13 protein-coding genes and 1 tRNA gene are annotated in these 15,248 nt (G+C 62.8%); 7 read left to right on the plus strand and 7 right to left on the minus strand.

Annotated elements, in window-relative coordinates; translation table 11 throughout:
• Positions 1-61: 61 nt before the first annotated feature.
• Positions 62-1,087, plus strand: a complete 1,026-nt coding sequence (locus OHD58_RS05465; RefSeq protein WP_263802041.1) for a LacI family DNA-binding transcriptional regulator — start codon at positions 62-64, stop codon at positions 1,085-1,087.
• 12 nt (positions 1,088-1,099) lie between these two features.
• Here OHD58_RS05465 and gndA read toward each other — a convergent pair whose 3' ends face one another.
• The 3 genes from gndA to OHD58_RS05480 form a co-directional block, all read right to left on the minus strand.
• Positions 1,100-2,518 carry an NADP-dependent phosphogluconate dehydrogenase gene (gene gndA, locus OHD58_RS05470; protein ID WP_263802042.1) on the minus strand — a complete coding sequence of 473 codons (1,419 nt, stop codon included), beginning with the start codon at positions 2,516-2,518 and terminating at the stop codon, positions 1,100-1,102.
• Between the two features lie 133 nt (positions 2,519-2,651).
• On the minus strand, positions 2,652-3,275 hold the full coding sequence (locus OHD58_RS05475; protein WP_263802043.1) for a nucleoside triphosphate hydrolase: 624 nt from the start codon (positions 3,273-3,275) through the stop codon (positions 2,652-2,654).
• A 149-nt stretch (positions 3,276-3,424) separates the two neighbouring features.
• Positions 3,425-4,456, minus strand: a complete 1,032-nt coding sequence (locus OHD58_RS05480; protein WP_263802044.1) for a TRAP transporter substrate-binding protein — start codon at positions 4,454-4,456, stop codon at positions 3,425-3,427.
• 136 nt (positions 4,457-4,592) lie between these two features.
• Between OHD58_RS05480 and OHD58_RS05485 the strand changes: the two genes are divergently transcribed.
• The gene (locus OHD58_RS05485; RefSeq protein ID WP_263802046.1) at positions 4,593-5,723 is read left to right on the plus strand and encodes a 5-methyltetrahydropteroyltriglutamate--homocysteine S-methyltransferase; all 1,131 of its coding nucleotides are present in this window, start codon (positions 4,593-4,595) and stop codon (positions 5,721-5,723) included.
• Positions 5,724-5,753: 30 nt separating this feature from the next.
• On the opposite strand, the gene OHD58_RS05490 is transcribed toward OHD58_RS05485, so the two are convergent.
• Both OHD58_RS05490 and OHD58_RS05495 read right to left on the minus strand, forming a co-directional pair.
• Complete coding sequence (locus OHD58_RS05490; RefSeq protein WP_263802047.1) at positions 5,754-6,773, minus strand: diguanylate cyclase domain-containing protein; 1,020 nt, start codon at positions 6,771-6,773, stop codon at positions 5,754-5,756.
• A gap of 94 nt (positions 6,774-6,867) precedes the next feature.
• Positions 6,868-8,367, minus strand: coding sequence for a methyl-accepting chemotaxis protein (locus OHD58_RS05495; RefSeq protein WP_263802048.1), 1,500 nt, complete (start codon positions 8,365-8,367; stop codon positions 6,868-6,870).
• Between the two features lie 285 nt (positions 8,368-8,652).
• On the opposite strand from OHD58_RS05495, the gene OHD58_RS05500 reads away from it, so the two are divergent.
• Both OHD58_RS05500 and OHD58_RS05505 read left to right on the plus strand, forming a co-directional pair.
• A complete protein-coding gene (locus OHD58_RS05500; RefSeq protein WP_412177180.1) occupies positions 8,653-9,549 on the plus strand; it encodes a D-alanyl-D-alanine carboxypeptidase family protein in 897 nt (298 codons plus the stop codon).
• A gap of 128 nt (positions 9,550-9,677) precedes the next feature.
• A tRNA-Arg gene (locus OHD58_RS05505) sits at positions 9,678-9,754 on the plus strand.
• 787 nt (positions 9,755-10,541) lie between these two features.
• Here OHD58_RS05505 and OHD58_RS05510 read toward each other — a convergent pair.
• Complete coding sequence (locus OHD58_RS05510; RefSeq protein WP_263802051.1) at positions 10,542-11,447, minus strand: S1C family serine protease; 906 nt, start codon at positions 11,445-11,447, stop codon at positions 10,542-10,544.
• A gap of 225 nt (positions 11,448-11,672) precedes the next feature.
• Here OHD58_RS05510 and yghU point away from each other — a divergent pair, with 225 nt between their 5' ends.
• Positions 11,673-12,536, plus strand: a complete 864-nt coding sequence (gene yghU, locus OHD58_RS05515) for a glutathione-dependent disulfide-bond oxidoreductase (RefSeq protein WP_263802052.1) — start codon at positions 11,673-11,675, stop codon at positions 12,534-12,536.
• Between the two features lie 6 nt (positions 12,537-12,542).
• On the opposite strand, the gene OHD58_RS05520 is transcribed toward yghU, so the two are convergent.
• Positions 12,543-13,235 carry a FadR/GntR family transcriptional regulator gene (locus OHD58_RS05520; protein ID WP_263802710.1) on the minus strand — a complete coding sequence of 231 codons (693 nt, stop codon included), beginning with the start codon at positions 13,233-13,235 and terminating at the stop codon, positions 12,543-12,545.
• 178 nt (positions 13,236-13,413) lie between these two features.
• On the opposite strand from OHD58_RS05520, the gene OHD58_RS05525 reads away from it, so the two are divergent.
• Positions 13,414-14,409, plus strand: a complete 996-nt coding sequence (locus tag OHD58_RS05525; protein ID WP_263802053.1) for an ABC transporter substrate-binding protein — start codon at positions 13,414-13,416, stop codon at positions 14,407-14,409.
• An 11-nt stretch (positions 14,410-14,420) separates the two neighbouring features.
• Positions 14,421-15,248: an ABC transporter permease gene (locus OHD58_RS05530; protein WP_263802054.1), complete on the plus strand. Its 828-nt coding sequence runs from the start codon at positions 14,421-14,423 to the stop codon at positions 15,246-15,248.

Below are 15,248 nucleotides of genomic sequence, written 5' to 3' on the forward strand. Positions count from 1 at the left end.
GCTCGACAGAAAGAGGCTGCATTCGGAGGCCGGGCAAGTGCCGGGGAGGCGCGGAGGGATCGTGAACAAGGCGTCGCCGACCATCCAGGACGTCGCGCGGATGGCGAACGTGTCGACAGCGACGGTCAGCCGCGCATTGTCGGCGCCGGCCAGCGTTGCCGAGGAAACACGCCGCCTCGTGATCGAGGCGGTCGAGCGCAGCGGCTACCGGGTCAACCAGACGGCACGCAACCTCCGCCGCAAGCAGGCCGGCGCCATCGTCGTTCTGGTGCCGAATATCGGCAATCCCTTTTTCTCGCGCATCCTTGCCGGTATCGAGGCGACGGCGTCGAAAGCGGGCCTCAACGTGCTGATCGCCGACACAAGGCAGCCGCGTGCGCATGAGGGTCCGCTCAGCGAATATCTGCACAACAACCGCGCCGACGGCATCCTGGTGCTGGACGGTTCGCTGCCGGACCGTTTCTTCTCGGCCGGTAACCGTTCGCATCCGCCGATCGTCTACGCCTGCGAATGGAGCGAGGGCACCAGGCTTCCGTCGATCCGCTTCGACAATGCCGGTGGCGCGGCACTCGCGGTCGAGCACCTGGCAGATCTTGGTCACAAAAGTATCGGCCACATCCTGGGACCGCTCGACAATGTGCTGACCCGCGAGCGCCGGCGCGGCTTCGACAATGCCTTGAAAGCGCGTGGGCTGCCGATGCGGCCGGACTGGTATTTCGATGGCGATTTCACGCTGGCCACAGGCGCCAATGCTGCCTTGCGTTGGCTCGAATTGCCGGAACGGCCGACCGCCGTCACCGCCTCGAGCGACGAAATGGCGTGCGGCTTCATGTCGGAACTCTATCGCAACGGCGTCAAGGTACCGGAAGACGTTTCGGTTGTCGGCTTCGACGACATCGACATCGCCGAACGGTTCATCCCGGCGCTGACCACGATAAGCCAGCCGCGCATGGAAATCGGCGAGACCGCCGCAAACGCGCTGATCGATCTGATCCGCAATCCGGACCGGAAGCCAACCGGAACCGGTTTCACCAGATTGCTGGACGCCAGGCTTGTCGTCCGCTCAAGCACGCGGGCCGTGGCATAGCCTGACCGAAGCTTACGCCGTCGCCCATGGACCGTGGTGCGCGCCTTCGGCATCGATGCGTTCGAAGCCGTGTGCGCCGAAGAAATCGCGCTGCGCCTGAATCAGGTTGGACGTGCCGCGCGCCTGCCTGTAGCTGTCGAAATAGGCGAGCGCCGAGGCGAGAGCCGGCACTGGCAGGCCGGCTTCCGACGCCCGCGCCACGATGCGCCGCAGCGAAGGATGTGCTTCCTTCATCATGCCGATGAAAGCCGGCGCCATCAGGAGATTGTCGATCGTGCCGCCGTCTTCGAAAGCGTCAGCGATGGTGCCGAGGAACTGCGAGCGGATGATGCAGCCGGCCCGCCAGATCTTGGCGATCGTCGGTAGCGGCAAGCCCCATTCGAATTCCTTCGACGCGGCTTTCATAACCGCGAAGCCTTGCGCATAGGCGGCGATCTTGCCGGCGAAAAGCGCCAGTTCGAGATCGGCAAGGACCGCCGCCTTGTCATCGCCGAACGATGCCGCCGGCAGCTTGCCATAGGCAGCCTCGGCAGCTTCGCGCTCGGTTTTCATCGACGACAGCACGCGGGCAGCGACCGCCGCTTCAATTGCCGTGGCGGGAATGCCGAGCGTCTGGGCCTCGATCACCGACCACTTGCCGGTGCCCTTCTGGCCGGCCCGGTCCAGGATGATGTCGACAACGGGGCGTCCGGTTTTCGGGTCGTCGGCGGCAAGCACCGTTTCGGTGATCTCGATGAGATAGGAGTTCAGCCGGCCGCGATTCCAAGCGCCGAACACCTTGCCGATTTCCTTGGGCTGCATGCCGAGCCCGTCGCGCAGGACGCCATAGATCTCGGCGATCATCTGCATGTCGGCATACTCGATGCCGTTGTGAATGGTCTTGACGAAATGCCCGGCTCCACCGGTGCCGAGCCATGCGGCACACGGTTCGCTTTCGTATTTCGCCGAGATCGCGGTCAGGACGGGTTCGACGCGCCGCCAGGATTCCTCGGTGCCGCCGACCATGATCGAGGGGCCGTGGCGCGCGCCTTCCTCACCACCGGACACACCCATGCCGATGAAGGTGAGGCCGCTGCCTTCGAGTTCCGAAAAGCGCCGCACGGTGTCGCGGAAATTGGCGTTGCCGGCATCGATGATGATGTCGCCAGTGGAAAAGACGCCGCGCAGCAGCGCGATCTGTTCGTCGACGGCCTTGCCGGCCTGCACCATGACGATAACAGGCCGGGGCGGTCGGATGGCGGCGGCGAGAGCTTCGATCGTTTCGCAGGGCACGATGCGGTCGCGCAACGCGCCGGCCGATTCCGCGAATGCCGTGGTGCGCGCTGCCGTCCGGTTGAAGACGGCGATGCGGTGGCCCTTCTCGGCGATGTTGAGCGCCAGGTTCGAGCCCATGACCCCGAGGCCGATAAGGCCGATATCTGCTTTTTCCATCGTGTTCTGTCCGTGGCGGTTGTTGGCCGGAGCTGTCGCTTGGCGTGGGAGCGGGATGTTTGACCGGGCATTCGCGCCGCGTCAACCGTGAGCGGCCAGCCGGCGCGGGGCCGGTGCTCGCCTGGTTGCGAAATCATGCACGCTGGGATCGGATGACCAGGTCCGGCTGCCGGCGCTTCTCCAGCACCCGGTCGACATTAGGCATGTCGTTGGAGGCGACCCAGGCGCGGGCATCGTCATCGGAGCGGCCGTGCTCGTGCCAGCGGCGCAGCAGCCGCCGCTCGAGTTCGTCGCGCGGAACGTCGAGAAAGACCGCAAGGTCGAAGAGCGGCGCGAGAGCCGACCACGGCTGCTCGTCGAGCAACAGGTAGTTGCCTTCCGCAAGGATGAACTTGATGTCGCCGCCGATGATCGCCGCGCCGGCGCGCGCAAGTTCGATGCTGCGGTCGAAGACGGGAATCGCGATATCCGGTTCGGCGTCGCGGATGCGTTTCAAGAGATGTCCGAAACCGGCGAGGTCGAAAGTTTCGGGGGCGCCCTTGCGGCTGCGCAGGCCGCGCTGGTCCAGGATAGCATTGTCGTAGTGGAAGCCGTCCATCGGCACCACGACCGCCGAATCCTGCGGCAGCAGTGCGCGCAGCTCTTCCGCGATGGTCGACTTGCCGGCGCCGGGCGGTCCGGCGATGGCGACAATGAAGCGCTTCGTTCCGGCGGCGCGCTTGAAGATGGTGGCGGCGAGGGTGGCGATTTCGGACATGGACAAAGCTCGCTGGTCGGGCGGCATCCTTGTAGGCATCGCCGGGAAGTTCAAGTCCGAAAATGCAAGCTCCCGGCCGGCATGGGCGGAACCGGCGAACCTCCAGTTCCGCCGCACGGAGACGCTTGAGCCTCGTGCCGACAAACGGCTTACATGCCGTTCGCGTGTTTCTCGATCAGCAGGCGGGCTTCCTCGACGAGCGCCTTGCCATCCATCCCCTTGGCGGTCATTTCCGCCTCCCAGGCCTCGATGAGCGGTGTGGCCGTGTCCTGCCAGCGCTTCGTTTCCGCATCGTCGAGTACGATGATGTTATTGCCCGCCTTCTGCGCGATCTCGAGGCCGACCTTGTCGCCCTCGTCCATCGCCCTGCCCATCATGGCGGCGGCGGCCACACCGGAATTCGCGTCGATGACCTTCTTCAGATCGTCAGGCAGTTTTTCGTATGAGCCCGGGTTCATCGCGAACACGAAAGTGGCCGTGTAGAGGCCGTGCTCTCCGGAAAAGCCTGTGTGATTGGTCACCAGTTCCGCGACCTTGAGGGAAGGCGTCACCTCCCAAGGAATGGTCGCTCCGTCGATGACGCCCTTCGAGAGCGATTCCGGCACGGCCGGAACCGGCATGCCGATCGGCGCCGCGCCGAGCTTCTCCAGCATCTGGTTGATCACCCGCGACGCGCCGCGCAGCTTCATGCCGTTGAGGTCTTCCAGCTTGTTGACGGCATTTCTCGAATGGATCAGGCCGGGACCATGGGTGTGCCAAGCGATGACCTTCACCCCCTCGAATTCCTTGGCGCAGTGTTTCTCGCAATATTCGTGGAAGGCTTTCGATGTCGCCTCTCCGGTGGTCACCATGAACGGCAATTCGAACGCCTCGGTAGTCGGGAATCGGCCTGGCGTGTAGCCGATGACGGTCCAGGTAAGGTCGACGACGCCGTCCTTGACCTGATCGTAGAGCTCCGGCGGTTTGCCGCCGAGTTGCATTGCCGGGTAGAGCTCGACCTTGATGCGGCCGCCGGAGTCGGCCATCACTTTCTCGGCCCAAGGCGTCAGTGCCTTGGCCGGTATCGTCGCTTGCGCCGGCAGCATCTGGTGGAGCCTGAGCGTCACTTCCTGTGCCAGGGTTGCGACCGTCATGGCGGCGAATGCGAGCATGGCGGAAATTATGAATGCCAGTCTGTTCATGTGTTCCTCCCGTTGCTTTTCGTCGTTTGTTTTCCTTTCGTTATACTGCAGGACGATTTTGCAGAACAGCACCGGCTTCGCTACGGTGGCGACAGCACACGATGGCCCGTACAGAGGTCAGATGGAGGAGTATCAGATGCCGACCGCCACCACTTCAAAGCCGCCTTACCGCGCCGACCACGTCGGCAGCCTGCTGCGTCCGGCAGCGGTCAAGGAAGCCCGCAAGCGCTACTTCGAAGACAAGGTGATCGACAGGGAAGAGCTGCGCGAAATCGAGGATGCGGCGATCCGCGACGCGGTGAGGATGCAGGAAAACGCCGGCCTGATGGCGGTGACCGACGGCGAATATCGCCGCTCCTTCTGGCACTACGATTTCATGGGCGGACTGACCGGCTTCGAAATGGAGGAACGGACGGACGGCGTCCAGTTCCACGGCGCAACCCTGCGGCCGATCTTTCCGACCATCAAGGAAAAGCTCGATTTTCCGGACGACCACCCGATGCTGGAGCATTACCGCTATCTGGCGTCGGTGACCGGGGTGACGCCGAAAATCTCGATTCCCGGGCCGAGTTGCTGTCATTTCCGCACGGCGAAGGAGGACATCCATCCCAAGGAGTATCAGGATCTCGAGTTCCTTTTCGCCGATCTTGCCAGAACCTACGCCAAGGCGGTCAAGGCATTCTACGACGCGGGCTGCCGTTACCTGCAGATGGACGATATCTTCTTCGCTTACCTGTGCGATCCGAAGATCCGTGCCCAGAAGGCCGCTGACGGCCTCGATCCCGACTGGCTTATCGAACAATACGCCGGGATGATGCATGACGCGATCGCCGCCAGGCCCGACGACATGCTGATCGGCATGCATATGTGCCGCGGCAACTTCCAGTCGACCTGGGTGGCCGAGGGCGCCTACGACCCGGCCGCAGATGCCGTGTTCAACCAGACCGGCGTCGACATCTATTTCATGGAATACGATTCCGACCGTGCCGGCGGACTGGAGCCGCTGCGGCTGTTGCCGAAGGGCGCGAAACGCGTCCTGCCGGGCTTCATCACCACCAAGACCGGCGACCTGGAAAGACTGGACGACCTGAAGCGCAAGTTCGACGCCGCATCGAAATTCGCCGACATCGGCCAGCTCGGCATCGCGCCGCAGTGCGGCTTCGCCTCGACCGAGGAAGGCAATAAGATTACCGAAGACGACCAGAAGCGGAAACTCGATCTCGTCGTCCGGACCGCCGAGGCGATCTGGGGCGGCGTCGACAAGTAAAACGGGCGCAAGGCGGTTGCGCTGGGGGCACTACTCCGCTTCGAAAAAGCTGAAACGGCTGCGGCCGCCCGACTTGCTGCGATAGAGAGCGGTGTCGGCCTTGACCAGGATGTCGTCGGTTGTCGTTCCATCCTTCGGCGCGAGGGCGATGCCGATGCTCATGCCGATCTTGACCTGGCTGCCGCCAACGCTGAACGGCGCCGCGAACTTCGACATTACCCGACGGGCAAGCACGGCCGCATCGGCCTGCTCGCGGATGCCGGTCTGGACGATGGCGAATTCGTCGCCGCCGAGCCGCGCCACGGTATCGTTTTCGCGAACCGATTCCTTCAGTCTTTCCGCTATGGCGACCAGCAGTTCATCGCCGCCCTTGTGGCCGAGCGTGTCATTGACCGGCTTGAAGTTGTCGACGTCGAGGCAGTGCACCGCCATCAACCCGCCGCGCTTGGCGAGCGCGATCGCGGTTCGCAACCGGTCAGTGAAGAGCACCCGGTTGGGCAGGTCGGTCAGGCCGTCATGATGCGCCATGTGGGCGATCATCGCCTGGTTGCGGCGCTGCTCGGTGACGTCGAGATAGGTGGTGACAAACCCGCCCCCTTCCAGCGGCGCGCCACGGATCTCGACGATCATGCCGTTCGGCCGGGTGCGCTCATAGACGTGGGGGTGGCGTTTCTTCACCAGCGCGATGCGCCGCGCCACATGGTCGTCGGGATTGCCCGGACCGTATTCGCCACGCGCCGCGTTGAAGCGGAACAGGTCCTCCAGGGTCGGGTTGCCGTTGGCGAAGAGCTCGGCCGGATATTCCAGCATCGCCTTCTGCTGCTCGTTGCAGAGCACCATTTCCAGATTGTTGTCGAACAGAGAAAGGCCGCCGGGGAAATTCTCGATGACGGCTTCCAGGAGGCGGATGCGCTCGCGCAGCGTATCGACATAGGCGCCCATGTGGCGGATCGCCGTGGCCAGGTCGTTAAGACCGCCGGCTGATATCGACTCGATCTGTTCGGCTCGCCCCATCGTCTTTCCTTCGACCGCCGCGGCACTGCGGCACATGGCAGTCGTTTCCAGGATGGATCGTAGGCGATGAAAATTGCATTTGAATTAATTTAGGGCCTGTCCGCCGGAACGGTCGCCCAGCGGACGGGGCTCAGCGTTTGAACGAGCGCACCGGCGACTGGGTGCCGTCCGAATAGGTGATCTGCATCGACATCGACGTGATGTCGTCGCCGACCTTGAAATACGGCATGTAGTTGTCCGGGATCGAATAGGGATTTTGCGCGTCGCAGGCCGGCATCTCGATGGCCTTGTCCAGTGGGCCATCGTTGAGCCCGTAACGGACATCCTTGATCGCGCAACGGTAAGACAGGATGTGGGTGAAATAGACGAGCCCCTGGTTGCCGCCGGCATCGAAGGCGATCCACGAGGTCCAGAACTGGTCGAGGATCTGCTTGTTGCCGTCGGAAAGCGCGGTGTCCGGATTGAAGGGTATCTCGAACGGTCCCACCTCGCGGGCGCGCAGATCGAGATATTTGAGCGCGATCGTGCCGGCAGGCGTGTCGGCGGGCAGCATGAAGCTCGGATTGGGCATCGGCTTGCCGGTGCGCTGGTCGTTCGTGGCAAGCAGGCCGGTGTCGGTAAACGGACCTTCCTTGCCGAGCCGCCACGAAATGCCGGTTGCCGCTTCTGGCAGTGAAATCGCCATCATCCACTCCGAATTCGACCGGGTCGGGCTGAGTGTCGGCATGAAGCGGGACGGATCGAGCACGTCGCCGATGGCCGCCAGCCGGTTGCGCGCACGGTCCAGCCAATCCGCCAGCACGGCGTGATCGACGAAATATTTAACCAGTCCGCCATCCTTCTCCTGCGCAAGGAATTTGGTCAGGGCCTCCGCCTCGCCGCGCTTGTCGGACAGCGCCTGCTGGCCGAGACGGTCTTCCGAAAACTCTTCCGAGAGCAGGAAATAGGCCGGTGCATAGCCGGGGTTGGCGGCAATGAAGGCGCTAAGCTTGTCGAGCCGCTGCTGGTCCTCGAACTGCAGTGCGTGAACGAGCTGCAACGCCAGCGTCTTGTTCTTGGCCGCGAGCGCACCGAACACCTCGCGGGCGCCCGCCTTGCCGTCCTGCACACGCAGCAGCGTGGCGAAGCGGATGTAGGGATCGATGGCATCGACATCGAAGCCGGCAAAGGCAAGGTAGCTGCGCCGCGCATTCAGCATGTCGCCGGACAGCTCGTGCAGCCGGGCATTGTGGTAGAACTCGTCCGGGCGCTTGGGATTGGCGATGACGCCGCCTTGCACCGCGAGCGCGGCGAAGCCGTCCGCCATCTTTTCGATGGATTGCGCGATCTCCTCGGTCGTGGCTTGCAGTCTGTCCGCCTGCTGCTGCTGTTTTTCCTGGTTCTCGGCAATCTTCTGCGTCTGCGTCCCCACGGTTTCCGTCGCTTTCTGCAATTCGTCGGCCTGCTTCCGCTGCTGCTCCTGACCGGCGACGATCCTGGTGGTCTGCTGCTGGACGTCCTCCACAGTTTTCTGCGTTGCCGTCACCGTCTGCTCGATCCTGTCCACCTTGGCCGCGACGACGCCCATCGTTTGCTGCAGTTCGGCCACCGCGGGTACCAGCCGCCCAGGAAGGCGATGCCGCTCGCCCATTTGCCGCTGCGGGCAAGCGAGGCTCGCAACAAGGAAGATCCCGCCGCGGCTGCGTCAGTTATGTCGGACATTGCATTCCCCCAAATACAACCGGCGCTATCGTAGCGTGGCGCCAACTGCTAGGGAAGCGGGCGTGCTACCCGGTTGACCTTCGCCATGCAGTTGCTATGTCAGCGCGTAAATAGACTGGCAATCTGTGTTGCGTTAGATTGCGGCGGGTCTTGGGCGCTCTCTGCCGCCGTCACGTATCATCATCGTCTTTCGGGCAGGTATTTCTTGGGCAGCATCATTCGAAACATCCGGTCGGGCCTCCATCCGGTCGCGGCAGTGCTTCTGATCGTTTTCCTTGCCGGCTGCTCGACCACCGAGACGTTGCGGCCGCCCGCGCCGACGGTAAGTTTCGCGCCGACGTCGAAATATGCCGCGATCGTCGTTGACGCCAACAACGGCAACACGCTGTTCCAGTCGAGCGCCACGGCGCCGCGTTACCCCGCATCGCTCACCAAGATGATGACGCTCTACATGCTGTTCGAGGCGATGGAGCAGGGCCGGGTCTCGAACGCGACGCTGATCCCGGTATCGGCCTATGCCGCCGCGCGCCCGCCTTCAAAGCTGGGGTTCAGGGCGGGCGAGACGATTTCGGTGCAGTCGGCGATCCAGGCGCTGTGTACCAAGTCGGCCAACGACGTCGCAGCGGCGGTCGCCGAATATCTGGGTGGCACCGAGGATCAGTTCGCCGCCCAGATGACGGCAAAGGCACGCCAGCTCGGCATGAGCGGCACGGTTTTCCGCAACGCTTCGGGCCTGCCCGACGACGGTCAGCGCACGACGGCGCGCGACATGGCGGTGCTCGGCATCGCGCTGCGCAACCGCTTCCCCAACCAGTATGCGAATTTTTCGGCGCGGGAATTCGCCTTCCGTGGCAAGCTGGTGAAGGGCCACAACGACATGCTGGGCCGGGTGCGCGGCGTCGACGGCATCAAGACCGGCTATATCCGGGCTTCCGGCTACAATATCGTGACCTCCGTTCAGGCCGACGGCCGCGGGCTGGTCGTCGTGGTGATGGGCGGCCAAAGCGCCAAGGCCCGCAACGCCCATGTCGAGGAGCTGATCGCCCGCTATCTTCCGGCGGCTTCACGGCGCGGCGGCGGCGGTGGTGGTGGCCTCTTCGCTCGCAACTGATGTCCTAGGCATCGCCACCGAGGCAGGCACTTGCCGGTTGAAGCCCGGCACGGCTTCGGATATGAAGCCCGAGGTCCGGGCCTGTTCCGGATCGGCATTCGCCTGAAACGAGCAATCGGTTCAGGCTGGCACCCGTAGCTCAGCTGGATAGAGCGCTGCCCTCCGAAGGCAGAGGTCACAGGTTCGAATCCTGTCGGGTGCGCCAAAAATCAAATGGTACAGCCCCTCGTACGCAAGAGCCGTCACCTCCACAATCGTAGTGAGTGAAATCATCGGCGCCGCGCAACAATGATAAGGCCGGCGCCGCAAGGCAGGGAGGAGCCTTATCGGCACCGGCCAGGCGAATCCCCCTCAGGTCCGCCGCATCCTCAGCCTAACGCAACGTCAAGTTGTGACAACCGCGAATAACGACCAATGCACAGGAAACATGCCTGATCGACGCAGGCAGGTGTTTGAACACTTCGCCCGTGTCGAAGACACAAATCGTCATTACTGCTCCGATCCGACTCGCCATAGTCTCAACCATGGGCGCGGTGGCGAACCGTTTCGGCAACATCCGATGCGGCGGTTTCAGGCAGCAGCTGCCGCGTCCGCCACCAATATCGCGGGCTCGGCTGCCCGCACGGCGGAGGTCCAGAGGTTTTGGCCGATCAGGAGGCTGTCGCCCAAGGAAATAACCGGCCCGCCGTAGGTTTCACTGTCGATTCAGGTTCTGCTACGAAAACTGCATGGCCATCCGAATGATCTTAGTCGCGGCGCTACTCGCTGCGTTCGCCTATGGATTCGCTGCACTCGTGGACCAATCCGGTGGTACCGGCGATCAGTTGTCGCCATGCCAGGAATGGTCGAATCCGAGATGCGTTCGGCCAGGCACCCCGCCTTCCAATTAGCAAAGTGCCCGCTGAGAACCGCGATTTCAGCGTGGAGAAAAATCTCTCAAATCGACCTTGCCGATTGCATCGTCGCGGGTGCGCGGAAGGATCGGCCGTTTCCTATTGCAGTTGCGGCTTTTTGAGAAAGCTGCCGCGGTCAGCCGACTTGAGGCGCAGCCACGTCTCGCGGCCATCGCGCACGATCCGCATGGGAACCGAGGTGCCCGCGGGACCGCTGCTCCAGAGCTTGCGGTAGAAGTCCGCCAGACTGTCGACCTCCTCGTCACGCACATCCGAAATGATGTCGCCGCGACGCAACCCCGCTTGAGCCGCGGGGCCTCCCTCGGCCACGCTCATGACCACGACCCGGCCGTTGCTCTCGGCCGAGAACGCGCCGAGCCAGGGCCGTGGCGGCTTGTTGACCTGGCCAAGAGTAAGCAGGTCCTCGAGGATCGGCGGCAACAGGTTGATTGGCACGACCATGTTGATGTCCGCGGTCTGCCCATCCTGGCTCATTTGCAGGCGCAGCGAACCGATGCCCAGGAGCTTGCCGTCCTCGCCAATGAGCGCCGCACCGCCCCACGAGGAGTGGGCAGGCGTGATGAATATCGCCTCGTCCAGCAGATATTCCCAATAGCCCGCGAATTCCTGCTTGGTGACGATGTTGGCTTGAACGGATTGGCCGATGCCGTCGGCAAGCACGACGGCATCGCCGGCCCTGGCCTGAGCCGCATCACCGAATTCCACCGCGGCAAGGCCGAGCGGCGCAAGCGCCTGCACCAGGCCGAATCCCGTTTCCTGGTCGTAGGCAAGCGCATGCGCGGGAACCACCCGGCCGTCATGGCTGGTCAGCCAGACTTCTTCCGCCTCGGTGATAAGATAACCGATGGTGAGCACCAGCCCATCGTCGCGAATGACGACACCGCTGCCTTCCCTATGTGTACCCAATGTCGTTGCCGTGAAGGCGTCTTCCGGAACGAGGCTGCGCACGCCCACGATGGACTTTAAGATTGGATCGATGTTCATGCTCTCGTCCTGGGAAGATCGTATGTCTTTTGAGGATTATGCATTCCCTATAGGTATGAACCGCATGGATGGGGACAAGGCCCCGGCCGAATTGGAAGGCGCAAACGCCATTGTGTCTCGCGAGACACCAGGGTCCACCGCGCCTAATACGGAGGGCCAAGCGGAAAGTCCGCTTGAATTCCGGAAACCTACTCTCCAACTGGTGCAGGTCACGAGGAGCTTAAAATGACTGGTTCGTCCGAATACACGCCGCCGAAAGTCTGGACCTGGGACAAAGCGAACGGCGGTGCCTTTGCCAACATCAATCGCCCTGTTTCAGGCGCCACGCATGAAAAGGAGTTGCCGGTCGGCAAGCATCCCTTGCAGCTCTATTCGTTGGGAACGCCGAATGGCGTCAAGGTCACCGTGATGCTGGAAGAGTTGTTGGCGCTGGGGCATTCCGGCGCCGAATACGACGCCTGGCTGATCAAGATCGGCGACGGCGACCAGTTTGGAAGCGGCTTCGTGGCGGTGAACCCCAACTCCAAGATCCCAGCGCTCATGGATCGAAGCGGCCCAAAGCCGATCCGGGTTTTCGAGTCCGGCGCGATCCTGATGTATCTGGCCGAGAAGTTCGGGGCTTTCCTGCCGACCGAGGCCGCTGCGCGCGCCGAATGCCTGTCATGGCTGTTCTGGCAGATGGGAAGCGCGCCTTACCTGGGCGGAGGCTTCGGCCATTTCTATGCTTACGCGCCGACCAAGATCGAATATGCAATCGACCGTTTCGCCATGGAGACGAAGCGCCAGCTCGACGTGCTCGACCGACGCCTGGCGGAAACCGAATATCTGGCAGGCAGCGACTACACGATCGCGGATATGGCCGTCTGGCCTTGGTATGGCGGGCTGGTGAAGGGCCGGGCCTATGACGCGGCGGAGTTCCTGCAGGTCCAGGATTACAAGAATGTCCTGCGCTGGGCCGATGCGATCGACGCCCGCCCTGCCGTGAAGCGCGGACGCATGGTCAACCGCACCTCTGGCGAGCCGTCAGGCCAGCTGCATGAGCGTCATGACGCCGCCGATTTTGACAAGCTGCCGGGCCGGACAGAATAGTCGTAGCTATTCGGCAGCTTCGCGGATCGGGATCAGCCGTCGTTCGACCTGCTGCAGATGCAGCCGCATGGCCGCGGCGGCGCCGCCGAGGTCGCGTTCGGCAATAGCTTCTACAATCCGGTCGTGGTCGGCAAAGCTGTGATGGTCGGACGGCGGTCTCGCGCCGTCTGAACGGAGGCGCCCCCACACCACGGTGCGGCGCACCGCGTTCAGCACGTCGAACAGGCCGAGAAGCACATTGTTGCGGCTGGCCTGCGCGATCTGCCGGTGCAGCAAATTGTCGACGTTCTCATATTGCCGCCAGGTTGCGGCTTCCTTTGTCTGCACCAGCGATTGCCGCATGGCGGCGATATCGGAGAGCGTCGCGTGCAGCGCCGCCTCGCGGGCGATCTCCGGTTCTATGATCAAGCGTGCCCGCATGACATCGGCGGGATTGGTTCGCCCGGCGATCTCGGAAATCCCTATGGTCTCCTCGACCGGGCCGCTGCCGACGAACGTGCCCTTGCCGACGTGGCGCCAGATGCGTCCATCCTTCTCGAGTACGGCCAGTGCCTTGCGCAGGTCGCCGCGCGACACCCCCAGGCTCTCGCACAATTCGCGCTCGGCCGGCAGCCGGCTTTCGCCGGAAAGGTCCATCTGCGCGAGATAGGCCTGAAGTTGTACCAGGGCGGCGTGGCCGCCATTCCCGCCATCATCGATCATTTTTGACCAATTCGTATATTGATTTCAGATTCCGGTGTTAAAGTGATTGACGGGAGCCGTCAACTGTTGGGTTTCGGCGTCAACCGGTCATTTATGCCCTAGTTTGGCCTTGACCAATCAGCGGTTTCTATCTAACCAATTAGGATATTGGTTATAAGAACGGGAGGAAAAACAAATGACCAGCCTTTCCAGACGTAACGTCCTGGCAGCGGTTTTCGCTGCCCTCTTGGGGAGCGCGATGCCGCTTTCGGCCGCCAGTGCCGGGGACATGCGCATTGCATTCGGCGATCTGCCGGGAATCGAATCCATCCAGACGCTCACCGCGATCGAACGCGCCAAGGAGCGCGGCGTGAACGTCGAATTGATCATCCTTAACGACGAAGACCTGGCGACCCAGGCGATTGTCGGCGGCCAGGCCGATGTCGGCATCGGCGCGCCCTACACGCTGATCCAGAAAGTCGGTGTGCCTATCCGCATCTTCGCGCAGATTTCGACGCAGCGTTTCTTCCCCGTCGTCAACAGTGAGTTCTACAAGACCTGGAAGGATCTCGACGGACAGGACGTCGCCGTCCAGGCGCGCGGCTCGGGCACGGAAGCCGTCATGCTGCTGATGGCCAAGAACAACGGCATCACACTCGGCACCGTCAGCTATGTTCCCGGCTCCGAGGTGCGCCGCAACGCGTTGATTCAGGGAACGCTGAAAGCTTCGATCGTCGATGCCGCCAACCGCCGCGCGCTTGAAGCCGAAGCACCCGGCAAGTTCGTCGTGCTCCCGGTCGAGAATGTCAGCGCGTCGGACGAGACGGTGTTCGCCACCGCCGACTATCTCAAGAACAATGCCGCCGATGTCGATATCCTCGTCGAGGAACTGATCAAGACCGGACGCGAGATCACCGAAAACCCCGCTGCGGCAGTGGAGTTCCGCAACAAGTACAAGCTGTTGCCGGATCTCGGCGCGGAAGCCGACACGGAAATCACCGAATACTACAAGGAGACGGCTGAAGCCGGCGCGCTCGCGCTGAACGGCGGTGGCGCCGAGGCTGCAGCCGGCGACTTCGCCTTTTTTAGCGCGGCGGGCCAGATCGAAGGTGATCCTGCGAGCCTGAAGGTCGAGGATTTCTGGGATGTCGGCGCGATCGATCGCGCTGTTGCCAAGCTCGGCAAGAAGTAGCCGGCTGCCAGATGACGACAGGTATCAGAACCGAGAGCGAGGCCGCCGGCCTCGCTCCCCTCGCGAGGCGCGGCGAGGCGACGGGCTGGCAAGACAAGCCGGTCCTGCTTCGCCTGCTGTCGATCGCCCTTTTTGCCGGCGCATGGGAAATCGCGGGACGCATTCCCGTCAGCTTTGCATTCCCGACCTTTTCCGACACGATGATCGCATTTTTCGGACTGATCGCCGACGGAAGCATGCCAAGCGCCTATCTGTCGACCTTGCAGCCGCTTGTGCTCGGCGTTGTCCTGTCGACCTTTCTCGGCGTCGGCCTCGGTACGCTGTGCGGCCTTTGGCGCACCGGAGAGTGGTTGTTGATCCCGGTGTTCATCGTGCTTCAGGCGGCACCCGTCGCGGCCTTCATTCCCATGGTGACCTTCATCTACGGCATCGGCATGACCGCCAAGACGCTCGCCGTGATGATCCTGGCGCTGCCAGTGATCGTGCTCAACACCTACAAGGCGGTGCGCAACGTCAACGAGTCGCTGCTCGTCATGTGCCGTTCCTTTCTCGGGACGCGCTGGCAGACGGTTGCCAAGATCATACTTCCCGACGCCAGCCCGGTCATCTTCGCCGGATTGCGCCTCGGCGTTGCGGCGGGTTTTGTCGGCGTCGTGCTGGCCGAGCTGCTGATCACGCCGACAGGCATCGGCGACCTCATAACTTTCCACCGCTCGCGCGCCGATTACGCCGAGATGTATGCAACGATTGGCTCGATAATCGCCCTTTCGACCCTGACGCTGGTATTTCTGCAATGGATCGAGGTTCGTGTTTTCAGGCCCGAAAAGAGAGGGACCTGA

The organism is Mesorhizobium sp. ZC-5 (assembly GCF_025753855.1).
Classification (GTDB): Bacteria; Pseudomonadota; Alphaproteobacteria; order Rhizobiales; family Rhizobiaceae; genus Neomesorhizobium.